The 13,311-nt window shown below is 63.3% G+C and carries 26 protein-coding genes, 1 tRNA gene and 1 pseudogene; 3 read left to right on the plus strand and 25 right to left on the minus strand.

Going from position 1 to position 13,311, the window contains the following annotated elements:
* Positions 1 to 44: 44 nt before the first annotated feature.
* From KTF55_RS02140 to KTF55_RS02235, 20 genes are all read right to left on the minus strand, one after another.
* Complete coding sequence (locus tag KTF55_RS02140; RefSeq protein WP_195234062.1) at positions 45 to 314, minus strand: DUF3850 domain-containing protein; 270 nt, start codon at positions 312 to 314, stop codon at positions 45 to 47.
* A 367-nt stretch (positions 315 to 681) separates the two neighbouring features.
* Positions 682 to 1,107, minus strand: coding sequence for a hypothetical protein (locus tag KTF55_RS02145; protein ID WP_217107449.1), 426 nt, complete (start codon positions 1,105 to 1,107; stop codon positions 682 to 684).
* Between the two features lie 5 nt (positions 1,108 to 1,112).
* Entirely contained in the window at positions 1,113 to 1,319 is a 207-nt protein-coding gene (locus tag KTF55_RS02150; RefSeq protein WP_217107448.1) for a helix-turn-helix domain-containing protein, read from the minus strand.
* Positions 1,319 to 1,537 carry a hypothetical protein gene (locus KTF55_RS02155; protein ID WP_217107447.1) on the minus strand — a complete coding sequence of 73 codons (219 nt, stop codon included), beginning with the start codon at positions 1,535 to 1,537 and terminating at the stop codon, positions 1,319 to 1,321. Before KTF55_RS02155 ends, KTF55_RS02150 begins: the two co-directional genes overlap by 1 nt.
* On the minus strand, positions 1,534 to 1,758 hold the full coding sequence (locus KTF55_RS02160; protein WP_161160813.1) for a hypothetical protein: 225 nt from the start codon (positions 1,756 to 1,758) through the stop codon (positions 1,534 to 1,536). Before KTF55_RS02160 ends, KTF55_RS02155 begins: the two co-directional genes overlap by 4 nt.
* Positions 1,751 to 2,161: a YkgJ family cysteine cluster protein gene (locus tag KTF55_RS02165; RefSeq protein ID WP_217107446.1), complete on the minus strand. Its 411-nt coding sequence runs from the start codon at positions 2,159 to 2,161 to the stop codon at positions 1,751 to 1,753. The genes KTF55_RS02160 and KTF55_RS02165 overlap by 8 nt, the downstream gene beginning before the upstream one ends.
* Positions 2,158 to 2,598: a hypothetical protein gene (locus KTF55_RS02170; RefSeq protein ID WP_217107445.1), complete on the minus strand. Its 441-nt coding sequence runs from the start codon at positions 2,596 to 2,598 to the stop codon at positions 2,158 to 2,160. The genes KTF55_RS02165 and KTF55_RS02170 overlap by 4 nt, the downstream gene beginning before the upstream one ends.
* Positions 2,599 to 2,600: 2 nt before the next feature.
* Complete coding sequence (locus KTF55_RS02175; protein ID WP_217107444.1) at positions 2,601 to 3,053, minus strand: hypothetical protein; 453 nt, start codon at positions 3,051 to 3,053, stop codon at positions 2,601 to 2,603.
* Positions 3,050 to 3,919: a DUF6291 domain-containing protein gene (locus KTF55_RS02180; RefSeq protein ID WP_217107443.1), complete on the minus strand. Its 870-nt coding sequence runs from the start codon at positions 3,917 to 3,919 to the stop codon at positions 3,050 to 3,052. The genes KTF55_RS02175 and KTF55_RS02180 overlap by 4 nt, the downstream gene beginning before the upstream one ends.
* A gap of 109 nt (positions 3,920 to 4,028) precedes the next feature.
* Positions 4,029 to 4,607 (minus strand): single-stranded DNA-binding protein, encoded by a 579-nt coding sequence (locus tag KTF55_RS02185; protein ID WP_217107442.1) that lies wholly within the window; start codon positions 4,605 to 4,607, stop codon positions 4,029 to 4,031.
* Positions 4,604 to 4,951 (minus strand): hypothetical protein, encoded by a 348-nt coding sequence (locus tag KTF55_RS02190; protein WP_118205802.1) that lies wholly within the window; start codon positions 4,949 to 4,951, stop codon positions 4,604 to 4,606. The genes KTF55_RS02185 and KTF55_RS02190 overlap by 4 nt, the downstream gene beginning before the upstream one ends.
* Positions 4,952 to 4,954: 3 nt before the next feature.
* Positions 4,955 to 5,512, minus strand: a complete 558-nt coding sequence (locus KTF55_RS02195; protein ID WP_217107441.1) for an ERF family protein — start codon at positions 5,510 to 5,512, stop codon at positions 4,955 to 4,957.
* Positions 5,513 to 6,406 (minus strand): DUF1351 domain-containing protein, encoded by an 894-nt coding sequence (locus tag KTF55_RS02200; protein WP_217107440.1) that lies wholly within the window; start codon positions 6,404 to 6,406, stop codon positions 5,513 to 5,515.
* The gene (locus tag KTF55_RS02205) at positions 6,406 to 6,627 is read right to left on the minus strand and encodes a hypothetical protein (RefSeq protein ID WP_217107439.1); all 222 of its coding nucleotides are present in this window, start codon (positions 6,625 to 6,627) and stop codon (positions 6,406 to 6,408) included. The genes KTF55_RS02200 and KTF55_RS02205 overlap by 1 nt, the downstream gene beginning before the upstream one ends.
* Positions 6,627 to 6,839 carry a hypothetical protein gene (locus KTF55_RS02210; protein ID WP_217107438.1) on the minus strand — a complete coding sequence of 71 codons (213 nt, stop codon included), beginning with the start codon at positions 6,837 to 6,839 and terminating at the stop codon, positions 6,627 to 6,629. Before KTF55_RS02210 ends, KTF55_RS02205 begins: the two co-directional genes overlap by 1 nt.
* Positions 6,840 to 6,841: 2 nt before the next feature.
* The gene (locus KTF55_RS02215) at positions 6,842 to 7,210 is read right to left on the minus strand and encodes a hypothetical protein (protein ID WP_217107437.1); all 369 of its coding nucleotides are present in this window, start codon (positions 7,208 to 7,210) and stop codon (positions 6,842 to 6,844) included.
* Entirely contained in the window at positions 7,203 to 7,541 is a 339-nt protein-coding gene (locus KTF55_RS02220; RefSeq protein ID WP_217107436.1) for a hypothetical protein, read from the minus strand. The genes KTF55_RS02215 and KTF55_RS02220 overlap by 8 nt, the downstream gene beginning before the upstream one ends.
* Positions 7,534 to 7,815 carry a hypothetical protein gene (locus tag KTF55_RS02225; RefSeq protein WP_217107435.1) on the minus strand — a complete coding sequence of 94 codons (282 nt, stop codon included), beginning with the start codon at positions 7,813 to 7,815 and terminating at the stop codon, positions 7,534 to 7,536. The genes KTF55_RS02220 and KTF55_RS02225 overlap by 8 nt, the downstream gene beginning before the upstream one ends.
* Before the next feature lie 56 nt (positions 7,816 to 7,871).
* Positions 7,872 to 8,255, minus strand: a complete 384-nt coding sequence (locus KTF55_RS02230) for a hypothetical protein (RefSeq protein WP_217107434.1) — start codon at positions 8,253 to 8,255, stop codon at positions 7,872 to 7,874.
* Positions 8,256 to 8,330: 75 nt separating this feature from the next.
* On the minus strand, positions 8,331 to 8,534 hold the full coding sequence (locus KTF55_RS02235; RefSeq protein ID WP_118205811.1) for a helix-turn-helix transcriptional regulator: 204 nt from the start codon (positions 8,532 to 8,534) through the stop codon (positions 8,331 to 8,333).
* A gap of 138 nt (positions 8,535 to 8,672) precedes the next feature.
* On the opposite strand from KTF55_RS02235, the gene KTF55_RS02240 reads away from it, so the two are divergent.
* The 3 genes and pseudogenes from KTF55_RS02240 to KTF55_RS10120 all read left to right on the plus strand — a co-directional run.
* Positions 8,673 to 8,894 (plus strand): helix-turn-helix domain-containing protein, encoded by a 222-nt coding sequence (locus KTF55_RS02240; protein ID WP_118205812.1) that lies wholly within the window; start codon positions 8,673 to 8,675, stop codon positions 8,892 to 8,894.
* Positions 8,895 to 8,898: 4 nt separating this feature from the next.
* Positions 8,899 to 9,330: a hypothetical protein gene (locus KTF55_RS02245; RefSeq protein WP_217107433.1), complete on the plus strand. Its 432-nt coding sequence runs from the start codon at positions 8,899 to 8,901 to the stop codon at positions 9,328 to 9,330.
* 100 nt (positions 9,331 to 9,430) lie between these two features.
* Positions 9,431 to 10,171: pseudogene (locus KTF55_RS10120) on the plus strand (recombinase family protein); the annotation flags it as partial.
* Positions 10,172 to 10,314: 143 nt separating this feature from the next.
* Here KTF55_RS10120 and KTF55_RS09930 read toward each other — a convergent pair.
* The 5 genes from KTF55_RS09930 to KTF55_RS02275 form a co-directional block, all read right to left on the minus strand.
* The gene (locus tag KTF55_RS09930) at positions 10,315 to 10,527 is read right to left on the minus strand and encodes a hypothetical protein (protein WP_226802964.1); all 213 of its coding nucleotides are present in this window, start codon (positions 10,525 to 10,527) and stop codon (positions 10,315 to 10,317) included.
* Positions 10,528 to 10,825: 298 nt separating this feature from the next.
* Positions 10,826 to 10,901 (minus strand) — tRNA-Arg (locus tag KTF55_RS02260).
* A gap of 135 nt (positions 10,902 to 11,036) precedes the next feature.
* Positions 11,037 to 11,435 (minus strand): DUF956 family protein, encoded by a 399-nt coding sequence (locus KTF55_RS02265; protein WP_006235193.1) that lies wholly within the window; start codon positions 11,433 to 11,435, stop codon positions 11,037 to 11,039.
* A gap of 120 nt (positions 11,436 to 11,555) precedes the next feature.
* Positions 11,556 to 12,476, minus strand: coding sequence for a PTS system mannose/fructose/sorbose family transporter subunit IID (locus tag KTF55_RS02270; RefSeq protein ID WP_148332482.1), 921 nt, complete (start codon positions 12,474 to 12,476; stop codon positions 11,556 to 11,558).
* Between the two features lie 16 nt (positions 12,477 to 12,492).
* Positions 12,493 to 13,311 carry a PTS mannose/fructose/sorbose transporter subunit IIC gene (locus KTF55_RS02275; RefSeq protein WP_148332484.1) on the minus strand — a complete coding sequence of 273 codons (819 nt, stop codon included), beginning with the start codon at positions 13,309 to 13,311 and terminating at the stop codon, positions 12,493 to 12,495.

The following is a 13,311-nucleotide window of genomic DNA, read 5'->3' on the forward strand; positions in this document are numbered from 1 at the left end:
CTATACCTCCTTCGCCGCCGCCTCGCGGCGCTTTTCATCGGTAATCATTCGTCCACCTTGGATATGGCCAGCGCCACGTATTTCTGGGCAAGGCCCTCGAAGTCGTCGAGGATGTAGTCGATTCGGTAGACTTCACCGTTGAGCGGATGCCTGGCTGCTTCCCCGACGGCGTAGCCTTCGTTCGTGACAACGTCGAATACGATCTCATCGCCGACCTTGTAACCCCGGTCGTTCTTGCGAATCTCGAACGTCTTGGTGCCGTTCAGGACGGCGTCGGCGTATTGCTCTTGAATCTTGAGCCTGTGCGTCGCCATCAGGCCTCACCCCTCAGCTTGCGGATGCGGGATACGATGTCCTCAATCACTTTCGGAGAGCAACCAGTTGTTATATTGCTGAGAGAACAACTTTGACAGGTTCCATCCTTGCTGAAGTACGTGCAAGCGGTGCCTTCTGCGACGCATTTGTCCAAGTCCTCTTCGAGCTTCTCCCAGCTGTCTGGCTGGGTGAATCTTAGCGCTGTCGTCATTGGGGTTCCCAACCCGTCTAAACGCTCGACTCTCCAGAAGCATTCATTCGGGTTGTAGCGGAACGCTCGAATGCTGACCGGGACACCGCCGGCGTCGTATAACCTCTTCGTGTTCAGCGGAATCTCACGCCCTTCGGCGTCCCTCGGTAGCTCAATCATTCGGAATCACCGGAAAGACGGTTCACACGCGATACGATGTCGGCCATCATGGCATCGAGGCAATCCATCTTCCCGTGGCTGCACAGCCGACAATCGTTGCAGTACTCGCCACGGTCCTTGTCGTAGTGGCACGGCATGTCCCTGCAGCCTTTGCCGTGCACATCCCACACACGGTTGAGGTCTTCCGCGAGCTGCTTGAGGCTGTCCGGCTTCTCGAGGTACATGGAGTTGGCAGGTAAGTGGTACACCATGTACCCAGTCCCGTAGGACTCGGCTGTCCATTCGACCTCGTGTGTGATCACATCGAATCCGAACGTGAACCTGTTCACCTCGTACCCGACGCCTATGTTGTTGTACAGCACCTTGGTGTCCAGCGGAATCTCGCGGCCCTCGGCATCTTTTGGTAACTCGATATTCAACATTGCCATCACCTATCTAGCCCCAGCAGTACAAAGGACATGTCGCGGCAGATGCGGATGCTGCCGGGCGTCCTCACGGTCATTAGCTCCCCGTCCTTGCACATCCTGTAGACGGTCCTCAGGCTCACGTTGAAAGCCTCGGCCCATTCGTTGGGCGTTGCATACTCGGGGATCGTGGATGGGGTCACGCCCTTGGGCATTTCGATAATTGCCATTAGTCCTCCCCGGTCTCGTAGCTCGCGTCGGTCCAGTAGTTGCACCTGGCGAGCCCCTGCGTGCGGTGCACGAACTCCGGGCGCCGCCCGCACTCGTACTCGGTGCGCTCCACGCCGTGGACGGTGCGCAGCACCGTCGCGCAGCAGTGCAGACAGTTCTCACAGCGCTCCTCCCGGAGTCCGTCCGCATAGATGTCCGGCCTCTCGTTCCCCGTCATCTGTATCCCCTCTTCCCGTACCTTCCGTCGTTCACCATGTTCCTTACGTGGCGCCGCATGTCCTGCGCCGCCTGGTCTCCCTCGGGCGGCAGCTTCCGCCCGCTCGCGCACTCGACGCAGTGGACGCGCCAGCCGCCGCGGTAGCGCTCGAAGTGCCCGAACCCGGGAGGCGTCCACCTGCCGCACTCGCGGCAGTAGCCGCCGTAGACGTTCCTAGCCATTCCCCTGCTCCTTCCTGTAGACGTCGCTGGCCATTGATTCCGCGAGCTCGCGCATGTCGGTCACCTCGGCGCACTCCGCGCCGAAGAACATTCCGAGCTCGCTCCTCTTGTGCCTGTCGCACCGGTAGGCGCGGCAGATCTCGGGCCTCGCGGCGTAGACCGCGCACTCGCGCCCGTCCGTGAGGTAAGGGCACAGCAGGTCGTACTCCGCCCTGGGCTCGGCGGGCTCGATCCCGTTCCGGCGCACGTACAGCTCGAGGCGCACCCGGTCGAACGGGCTCACGGGCAGGAAGCGCGAGCAGCACTCGCCGCAGCCCCTGCAGTCGCCCGAGTACAGGTCGGTCACGTCGTCGCTCTGGAGCCCGGCGTGGATGGCCGCGGCGATGGCCTTCTCGTCATTCATCGGCCCGCCCTGCCGCTCCTGTCGGGCACGGCGGCCTCTTCTCGGCACGCTTGGCCACCTTCTTGTCGTAGATCTTCTTGAGGTCCCGGCGCATGAACCGGGTGAACTCCTCCTCGCCGACGTCGTCCGCCAGCGCCACATATCGCATCGTGGCACCATTCGTCGAAGTCGAGCAGCCTTCCGCTGAACGCGCTCTTGACGTCCGTGACCTCGGCGTATGTGAAGCGGGTCAGCATCTCCTCGCGCATGACCCTGTCCCCGAGCGCCTCGACGGGCGTCTTGGGCCGGCTGATGATCTGTCTGTAGCCGTTCGCCATCTTTGTCATGGCGTCGAGCTGCTTGGCCAGCTTGTTGTTCTCGGCCACGAGGCGCTCGTTGCGGCGCTGCTCGTAGTCGAGCTCGGCGAGCACGTACTGCTCGCAGTTGGTGATCTCCATCGTCATTTCACCTCTCGGATGATCTCGTTGCCGTATCGGTCGGTGATGGCCCAGTAGCCGAACATGTAGAGGTCGGGGCTGTGCGGCGGGTACTCCCTGAGCAGCGTGCCGGACCACCATGCCTCCTCGGCCGCCCCGGTGCGCCATACCCACTCGGCGTGCAGTCCGCCGTCGTGGAACTTCCCGTGGCACCCGGTCGTGCCGGAGCCGCACAGGGCGAACAGCGGGCTGCGCAGCTCCCACACCCCGTTTGGCGTGACGAGCCTGAACGTCTTCCCCCACGAGCGCCTCGCGACGTGGTGGCAGTTGCAGGCTCGCCGGCCGCACACAGCGCACCGGGCCTGCGTCGGCTCGTATGCCGCGCCGTGCGTGTACCTCGCCCCGAGGTGGGGCTTGCCGTACAGCTCGGCGCGCTCCTTGGACCAGCTCCTGAGGACTCCCGCGTCGACCGTCATCGGGGCCTCCCCTCGCACGCGGCGCGTGCGGCCAGCAGTCTCTGAGCGTCCTGGTACAGCCCGAACCGGTCCCTGCTAGCGGTCGTGCCCCGCGGGGCCTCGACCTTCGCCGGGTCGATGCCCGGGTGCTCGGACGCCCACCGGCGCTCCTGCTCGGCCAGCGCCTCCTCGGGCGTCCTCGTGAGCCTGAACGTGGCGGCCTCGACCTCCGAGGCGGTGGGCTTGCCGCGGCTGCGGGCCTCGGCGTCGAGCTCGCGCTGGCGGCGGTGCCACTGCCGGGCCTGCGGCTGCCAGTCCGAGATCGGCATGCCGTTGGACTTGCGCCAGCCCTGCGACGCGTAGAAGTCGAAGAAAGCCTGCGGGTCGCCGTTCAGGCAGTTGGCCCCGAAGTACGCGGCGACCTCCTCGGCGGTCGGCGGCTCGAAGCCCTCGGGCGCTGCGCACGCGTCCGCACTGCCCTGCACTGGGATGGCCTGGCTTGGTATGGACTGGTATGGATTGGTATATAAGGAGGGGTTTTCAGGTTCCGAAACCCCCGTTTCGGTAGTTTCCGAAACCCCGAAACCCCCGTTTCCGTTTTCCGAAACCCCCGTTTCCGAGGTTTCCGTATCCTCCGAAACCCCCGTTTCGCCCTTGGAGTCCTTGCGCGGTCTGCCGCCCTTGTTCTTGTTGCGGGCGGCGAGACTGTTGTCGATGTCCTCTCGCAGGCTCTCGAACACGGCGGAAAGCGCCCAGTCGGCGAACTCCGGCTCGACGCCGTTGGTGCCGTACTGGATGATGGCCCAGCACAGCTCCCCGCGCGGCCCATCCGGCACGCGCTCGAGGGCGGCGGTGAGCTTCGGGAACCACGTGAACTTGCTTGCCATCAGAACCACCCCCAAAGAAGCGAAGAGAAGAACAGGAAACCCGCGGAGAAGGAGGCGGCGAACAGGACCGCCTCCCAGTGGTCGCGGATGGTGTCGAGCAAGCGCCCCATCAGAACGGGATGTCCTCGTCGTACACGTCCAGCTGCTGCTGGGCGGGCTGCTGCGGTGCCGGCTGCGGCGCCGCCTGCGGGGCCTGCTGGTAGGCCTGCTGGGCGTTCCACTGCGGCGCGGGCTGCTGGGGCGCCGGATGCGGGGCGTACGCCTGCGGCGCGGGCTGCGGCGCCTGTCGGGGCGGGTACGCCTGCTGCTGGTAGCCCTGCGGCGCGTACTGCTGAGGCGCCTGCTGCCCGTTGGGGTTCTGGCTCATGAGGACGACCTCGTCGGGGATGATCTCGACCTTCGAGCGCCTGCAGCCCCCGTTCTTGTCCTCCCAGGAGCTGTAGCGAAGCTTCCCCTCGATGGCGACCTTCATGCCCTTGCGCAGGATGCGCGAGAGCGCCTCGGCGCGGTTGCCGAACATAGTGCAGTCGATGAAGTTGGGGTAGTCCTCCCACTCCCCCGTCTGCTGGTTGCGGCGGCGGTCGTTGACGGCCACGCCGAAGCCCAGTACCTGCGTGCCGCCCGGCGTGACGCGCAGCTCGGGGTCTCGGGTCAGATTGCCCGACACGACCACTCTGTTGATGCTCATCTGTATGTCTCCTCTCCGCCGCTCGTCCATGTCCTCTGGATGTCGGCGTCCACTGTCTTGATTCGCAGCTTCAGCGCCATGATCGCCTCGCTCGATGCCTTGTAGAGAGCTTCGGCGCAGTCACGCAGCTGCTTCTTCTCGGCTATCTCCTCGCGCCCCCGGCACAGGTCGCCGATGATGGTCACCGGCGTGCCCTTGGAGCGCTCCTCGAGGATGGCGATGCGCAGCGCCTTTCGGTAGTCCGCCTCGTTCTCGGCGTACTGCTGGCCCGTCCGCCTGAGCGTGTCCAGCTCCGCCATGAGGCGCTCGAACAGCTCCTCGCGCTGCGCGTACATGTCCTGCATGGCCTACAGGACGCGCCACGTAGGCGTGGCGCAGCAGCCGGGGTGCTTCTTGAACTCCTCGTACTGCTCTTTCGACTCGAAGGCGTAGGCCGTGCCGCAGGCCTTGCACTTCGCCGTGAAGCCGCCGCTCTCGGGCGGCTTCTTCTCGGGCCTGTCCGAGAGCGCGTCCGGGTCGCTCTGCCCGTCGATGGCGAACAGGCCGCAGAGCGCGTACTTGCGCGCGTAGCTCGACGCCATCCCGGTCACCTGAGCGTCGTCGGAGCCACTCTTGTGCTCCGCCTCGCGGGCGTAGGCCTTGAACTCCTTCTTCTCGCCGTGCCCGTCCACGAAGAACAGAGTGCACGTGGCCTCGACGTAGTAGCGCTCGCCCACCTTGCAGATGCTGTCATGGAGCGTGAACGCCACGCCGGCCTCCTTGCAGGGCTCCTTGAGCGCGGCGACGATGTCCTCGAACGAGCGGTAGCTGAATTTCGCGAAGGCGTTGTAGCGCGCCTTGGGGACGGTCACGGAGCGCTGCACCTTGGCTATCGCCTGGGAGAGCGTCATCTTCTCGTCGTCCATCTAGCACACCCCCTTGCACTTGATGGTGCCGGTGATGCCGCGCTCGCGCAGCGCCGCGGCGAGCAGCTCCATCTGCGAGCGGGTCGCGGACGGGATCTCGACCGTCCACGCGCAGGACAGCTCGGGGCGCGCCGCGGCGGCGGGTTCCGCCCGGCGCCTCGGTACGGGACGCGGCGCGGGCTTGGACTCGACCGCCTCGCGCATGGCGGCGATGCGGGCGTCCTCCTCGTCGGCGGCGCGGGCGGCGTTGAGCGCCGAGCCCAGGTCGAGCGTGCGGAACAGCTCGCGCTCGGCGACCTCGTAGTGGGCCATGGAGTCGCGCTGCGCCTTGAGCGTGTCCCAGTCGCGCGCGACGGCGGAGACCTTCTCCTCGAGGGCCTTCTTCGCCTTGACCTCGCCGAAGGACTTGTTGAGCCACTTGTCGTCGTGCAGGCGCTCGTAGGGCACGACCGGCGCGAGGAGTTCGGCGAACTCCCTGTAGTGGGCCTCGAGCGCGGCCCTCGCCCCCGCCCTGCGCCTCTCCTCCGCCTCGTCGAGCTGTGCCTTGATGCCGTCCGACGCGCCGTCGATGATGGACGTGATCTCCTTGCAGCGCTTCTCGAAGGCGGCGAGCGGCTTGTTGTACTCGCGCTTCACGGCCTTTCGGCGCTCCTCTATCTCGTTCTTCAGGCCGTTGAGGTAGGAGCGGTCGTTCTTGGCCTCCTTGATCTTGTCGGCCTTGGTGAGGTCGTAGGTCGCGCCCTTGTAGAGCTCGACGGTCTTGCGCACGCGCTTCTCGAGGGCGTCGAAGTTCGCCTCGATGGACGAGGGCGCATAGGTCACGATGAGCGACGACGCCTCCTGCTCCTCGACGACCTCCGCCACGACCTCCTCGGCCCTGTTCTTCTCGGACATTACCTGACCTCCTCGTTGAGCATCCGGTTGTACTTCCTCTCGGTTATCGCCTCGTCGATGACGGCGGCGTGCTCGACGATCCACTTGGACAGCCTCTCGCGCGCGTCCAAGAACCTGTCGAACGCCTCGTCGGACTTGGTTATGCCATAGATGGTGAACATCGCCTGCTCCTCCGTGGCGAGCTCGGCCAGCTCGGCGAGCATCCCCTTGTAGTCCTCCATCACTCGGTCACCTCCCCGTCGTGGCTAACGAACAGGATCTGCGGCTGCTTGCTCTGGATGGACAGCCAGACCTCCTCGCCGCTCTTGCGGATGGCGTCGAACGCCGCGCTGTCCTCCGTGTCGACCTCGAACTGCAGGACGGCGACGCCGCCCTTAACGGTGGCCTGCTTGAACTTGGCCTCGATCTCCATCGGTATGTTTGTGCTCTCCATTGCTATTCCTCCCTGCCTGCGCCCGCGAGCATCGCCGCGAACGTCTCCAATGTCATGGTCACGAACTGCTCGCCGGGGATGGCGGTCCCGCGGCGCTTCCAGACGACCACGCCGTAGTCGGCCCCGCGGTTCCTGCGCTCGGTTTCCGCCTCGCGCAGCCACTTGGGCAGCTCGTGCCTTCCCTGGTAGTCCTTGCACTCGATTGCGATGCCCCGCCCGGCCATCGACACGCCGCGGATGTCGCCCGTGTCGTGCGAGCCGGTCTTGACCTGCCTGTCGATGTCGGCCCCCAGCCTCCCGGCGAGGTAGTCGGCGACCAGGCGCTCGAACCTCGTGCCCGCGTCCTTGGCGGTCCTCCTGCTCCTACTCATCGACGAAACCGTCCGATTTCGAGCGGTGCTTGTTGAATGCGTGCCTCAGGTGCGGGTAGCGCGCCTCCATGATGCGGGCGAGGCTCGGCGCGAGGCCGTTCTTCACGCCGACGTGCAGCTCGTTGCGCACCATGTGGATGAGGTAGTTGATCGAGACGTAGCCCTTGCGGTTGAGGCGGGTGGCCTGCTCGACCATGAAGTCCCACGCCCGCGGGTGCTCGCCTATCCATGCGCGCGCCTCGGCCATGTCCTGCTCGCCGTCCGCGCCGAGGCCGAATATCTCGAGCTGGTTGCTCATCGGCTTCTGGCGGTATCTCTCGTCGTTACGCATTGACGGCCCCCGCCGCGCATGCGGCCTTGGCCGCCTGGACCGCGCCGTCCATCGTCGGGAGGACGAAGACGGTCAGGATCGCCGCGAACAGGACCGCGGCGGCGATGAAGCCGACCATGGCCCCCGCCCTGAACGCATCGGAGTCGAGCTGCTCGCGAACGGTCGGTCGATATGACTTGGGTGCTATGATGGTCTGAGCCTCATGTCTGGGGCTGTTTCGGCGAGTGCTCGCAAGTTGGTAGCTGGGGGCGCTCGCTTCTTTGTATGTGTACATCTTGTGTTCCCTTCTGATGTTTCCGCAGGTAGATGCAGGTGTGGCTTTTAGGGTGGCTATTTTGAGACTTTTTTGGCGCGGCTCTTGGCGCTGTAGCACCTCTGCCGCTCCCTGTCGTTCCGCTTGGCCCTCGCCGCCTCCTCGCGCATCGCGTTGGCCTGCTCCCTGAGGTCTGCCACGTGGCCCTCCTTGGTGCACTCCGCGCACCAGCCGTTCGCCTTGTTCAGCGGCTTGAACGTCGTGCGCCCGCACTTCGGGCACATCCAGCGCTGGCGGAGCGATATTCCGCATCTGCGCGCCTGCCACTTGACCGCGTCGGTGCTGCGGCCAAGCGCCTTGGCTATCTCCCTGGCTCCGTCGCCGGCGTGCTCCCTCAGGTACCGGATCTCACGTGTCGACCATGGCCTCACTGTCTCTTGCTCCCCTCCTTCCTCTCCCATTCCCGGTACGCCGCCCGAAGCGTCGAGCACATGGTGTCGAGCGCTATCTCGCGCGGGGTCTTGGGCTTACTTTCGCTAGGGTGCGAGTCGGCAGACTTCATCACTGCTCACCTCGATAGCCTTTGCGAGCTTTCGCGCCTCTGTGATGGTGATGTCGGACTCGCCACACACCTTCTTGTTGAAGGTGACGAGCGATACCCCGACGGCGTCGGCAAGACTCTGCTTGGTAATGTTCAGCTCCGCAACTCGGGCTGCCACCAGACCTTGAAGGCTGTTCATCCGTACCTCCTTCCTAATCTGCATTAGGTACATTGGATACAGTAACCTAATGCGCATTAGGAATCAATAGAATGTTGAAGTTTTCCTAATTTCTGTTAGGATTTACTCGTACAGTCTTTAGATGGAGAGGAGCTACAAATGCAGCTCTCACGCGCATTGATTGACTATCTTGGCGAGCGCGGCATGAAGCAGGCCGACGTTTGCAGGGCTTCGGGGCTGTCCGACGCCCACGTCTCCCAGATTTTCAGCGGGAAAATAAAAGACCCCAAGGCCAGCATTGTCTACAAGATCGCGCACGCGATGGGTATCACGGTCGACGAGCTACTCGAGCGCGCGGAATCATACGAGGACGGCGAATAACTTTATGGGCCTGTTTAATCAACTAACGGGGAAACCAAAGGCAAACGCTCAGCAAAGCACGGAGCAACCACCAATGAACGTTCCGTTCGCTATCTGGATGCTCGCAAGAGACAGCCTTTACATCCACAGCTATTCGGCATTCCAAGATGTTCTCGCCACGCACCAACCCTTCATACCGTTCTCGGTCAAGCTCAAGCGGCAGACAAAAAGGAACATGCCCCAGAACTGGGAGGTCGAGAACGGAGCCGCGGTGATACTGGACGAAAGCGGTGTCTTGCTGGGCACAGTCAGCGCAGAGAAAATGGAGAAGCACGGCTTCATGTTCAATCGGACATATCGGGCGTTCTCCATGCCGCCGTGCCGCGATTACGCGCGCGGCTTCACCATTAGCGACAGTTACAGCATTTGCGTCGCACCTTATGGCGCATATATATAAAAAGAGCCCCGACGGCAGCGCTGGTACCGCTTTAGCCGACGGGGCATCCAACCAGTGCACCCATGCAAACTCAACTTGAAGGAAGGGTGACATACACATTATGCCAAAGAAGGCAGTGATATACGCGAGGTTCTCGTGCAACAGGCAGCGCGAGGCCTCAATCGAGGACCAGCTGCGCGTCTGCCGCGAGTGGTGCGCGCGCGAGGGCTACGAGGTCGCGGCGGAGTACTGCGACCGCGCCGTGTCGGGGCGCACCGACGACCGCCCCGAGTTCCAGCGGATGATAGCCAACGCCGGCGAGAGCGAGATCGTCCTCGTCTACATGATGGACCGCTTCAGCCGCGGCGAGTACGACGCGCCGATATACAAGCGCGAGCTCGCCACGCACGGGGTCAAGCTGGTCTCGGCGCTCGAGCAGATACCCGACAGCCCTGAGGGCATCATCTACGAGAAGCTGCTCGAGGGGCTCGCCGCCTGCGAGTCGAGGAAGACCGCCATCAGGACCAAGCGCGGAATGGAGGGCAACGCCCTCAAGTGCAAGACCAACGGCGTGCGCATCTTCGGATACCGCAGGAACGGGGATGACGAGTACGAGGTCGACGAGGCGCAGGCGGCGTGGGTGCGCGAGGCCTTCGCGCTGAGGCTTGAGCGCATGTCCATGAACGCGATAGCGCGCGAGTTCGCTCGGCGCGGCCTCAGGACGCGCAAGGGCAACCCGTGCGGCCAGGCGATGGTGCAGCAGATGCTGCGCGACCGCAGGTACACGGGCAGGTACGAGTGGGGAGGCATCGTCCGCGAGGGCGGGATGCCGGCGATAGTGGACGAGGTGACGTTCATGGAGGTCCAGGGAATCAAGTGCCGCAAGCAGCGCTCGAGCGAGAACTGGGGCGACTTCGCCCTCGCGGGAACGGCACTGTGCGCGGAATGCGGCAGGAACCTGCAGGGCGTGAGCGGCAGGGGCCGCAACAACGTGAAGTACGAGTACTACAGCTGCCCGGGGTCGTGCGTCCGCAACATCAGGCGCGAGGAGCTCGAGGGCTCCATAGCCTCGGCGCTGCGCGGGCTGCTCGGCGACCGCGGCGAGGCGCTGCAGATAGCCAACATGGTAGCGGAGCGCGCGGACACGGCCGAGGTGCGGGCGCGCCGCAGGCAGGCCGAGGACTCGCTCAGGGCCGCGGAGAGGGGCCTGAGGAACATCCTCAACGCCATCGAGCAGGGCGTGATAGCGCCGGGCGTGAACGAGCGCATAGCCGAGCTGGAAGAGCAGCAGGCGCGCGCGAGGTACGACCTCGAGGCCATCACGGACGAGCGGATTGACCCGGAGCGCTTCGCCGACTTCCTGCAGTGCGGGACGACGCTCGACGACGCGACGCTGCTGAAGGCGTTCGTGTGGCAGGCTGTCGTCTCGGAGGACGAGATACTGGTCACGCTGAACTACGACAAAAAGGGCGAACCCGCCAGATTGGACATCCAGCGGGTTCGAGCAAAATTGGAATGGTGCCCCCGGGCGGATTCGAACCGTCGACACCCGCTTTAGGAGAGCGGTGCTCTATCCCCTGAGCTACGGAGGCATGTTGCACTAGTGTAGCAGATTTACTGCATCGCAATACGTCGCATGACTAGACTTCGAAGTTGCGGTGGAATAGTTCCTGTCTGAAGCATCTAAAGCCGTATTTAGGAACTATTTCACCGCAACTTATGAGGAGCTAGTTACCTTTGTGGAAGAGGTTTTTGATAACGGAGGGGATGCTCTTGGCGCCCTTGGCAGTCACATCGATAAAGTCGGGCGAACGCACGAGCTTATCCTCGTCGACGTACTTGCGGACCGCACGAAGCGTCTCTTTGTCGTCGCGCGTCGAAAACGTAAAGTGACCGTTATCCTTGGTGAAGATGGCAAAACGCGTAATCTTCTTGGTGCCGCGCAAAACCTCGGCGGCAATATAGTCGACCTCGTCCCACGGGATCTGAATATAATCCTCGGGATTGCGCTCGTTATAGTACTCAAACGCCTTATTGCCCACCATCACGTTACCGTGGCTGGTAAGCCCCATCAGGCAGGTTGCCGGCGTTGCCAGATCGACCGTGCTGTTCTGAGATTGCGCCATGCGCGCCTCGCCCTCCAAATAAAACAATCGGACCGCATCCAGTGTACCCACCGGGTGCGGTCCGTTTCAATGGCTCAAAAGCCCTTACCTAGCAACTCTCGGTCTTAAGCCGAAACATGCTTACATGAAGCCGCAGAAGCGACCGATGATGCCGACGGCGAAGAGAGCCAGGATGATGACGATCGGGCTGACCTTCTTCTTGAGGAGCTTGCAGACCAGCAGGGTCAGGCACACGGCGGCAAGGCCGGGGATGAGCTGATCGAGGTTGGCCTGAAGCGTGGTGACCTTCATCTGATCAAGGGCGGTAGCACCGATGGAGTTATACATCGTCAGCGCTTCCTTGATACCCTCGGAACCGGAGGGCAGGCTAGCCCAGTCGATAAAGGCGCCAGCAGACTGCTTGACCGTGGAGACGATCGGGGTGAAGGAAATGGACACCCAGCGCTCGACCAAGGCGCCGATGATGAACATACCCAGGATGGAAGCGCCCTCGGTAACCTTGCCCATCAGACCGCCGGAGAGGTCCTTGGCGATGGAGGAGCCGACCTTGTAGCCAAACTCCTGCGTGTACCACAGGAAGGCGTAACGGATGATGTTCCACGCGAAGAAGAACAGCAGCGGACCGGCGATGCTACCGGACAGGGCCAGGGAAGCGCCCAGAGCACCCAGAATCGGGCGAAGGGTGAACCAGAAGACGGGGTCGCCGACACCGGCGAGCGGGCCCATCATACCGACCTTGACGCCCTGAATGGCGACGTCATCGATCGGAGCACCGTTGGCGCGCTCCTCCTCGAGGGCGAGGGTAACGCCAATGACGGGGGCGGAAACATAGGGGTGGGTGTTATAGAACTCCAGGTGGCGCTTAAGAGCGGCAATCTGGTCATCCTTGCTGGTGTAGAGCTTCTTGATCGCAGGGATCATTGCGAAGCACCAGCCGCCGTTCTGCATACGCTCGTAGTTCCACGAGCCCTGAAGGAACTGATGACGGAAGCAAACCTTCTTGCGGTCAGCCTTGGTGAGCTGAATCTTGTTCTCTGCCATATGTATCACTCCCCTCCTACTCGTAATCGTTCAGAATGTCGCCGAGCGGGTCGCCGGAGCCACCGCCCATGCCGCCACCCTGCTTGGCCAGATCCTTAAGGCCAAGGTAGATGAGGGCAAGGGAGATGCCGATGAGACCAAGGGCGATCAGCGTGAGCTGAGGGATGGCAGCAAGGACAAAGCCGAGGACGAAGAACGGCCAGGTCTCCTTGGTGGCCATCATGTTGATGACCATGGCGTAACCGACGGAAGCGACCATGCCGCCGCCGACAGCCATGCCGCCGGACAGCCAGTCGGGCATAGCGTTAAGCGCGTTGGTAACGGCCTCGGCCGGGATGACGCACAGAAGCACTGCCGGGATGGCGATACGAAGGCCCTGCATGAGGATGGCAGCGTACTGCCAGCGCTCGATGCCGGAGAAGTCGCCCTTCTCGGCGCAACCGTCCATGGCGTGAGCGATAGCGGTAGCAATGGTACGGCAGATCATGGTCAGGAACAGACCAGCGACCGACAGCGGGACGGCGACGGCGATGGCCGCGGTAACGGCCTTGGCCGAATCAGTGGCGCCGCCGTTGAGGGCGAGCACCATGATGATCGAAGAAGCGACCGAGGCCAGAGCGGCGTCAGGCGCGACAGCGGCGCCGACGTTAGCCCAGCCAAGGGCCATCATCTGGAGCGAACCGCCCAGGAGGATGCCCTCCTGAAGGTGACCGGTTACGAGACCGATAAGCGTGCATGCCACGAGCGGCTGATGGAACTGGAACTCATCCAGAATGCCTTCCATACCGGCAAGCAACGCGACAATCGCAACAAGCAGAATAGTGATTGCAGACAT

It is taken from the genome of Collinsella sp. MSK.8.10 (assembly GCF_019041915.1).
Taxonomy (GTDB): domain Bacteria; phylum Actinomycetota; class Coriobacteriia; order Coriobacteriales; family Coriobacteriaceae; genus Collinsella.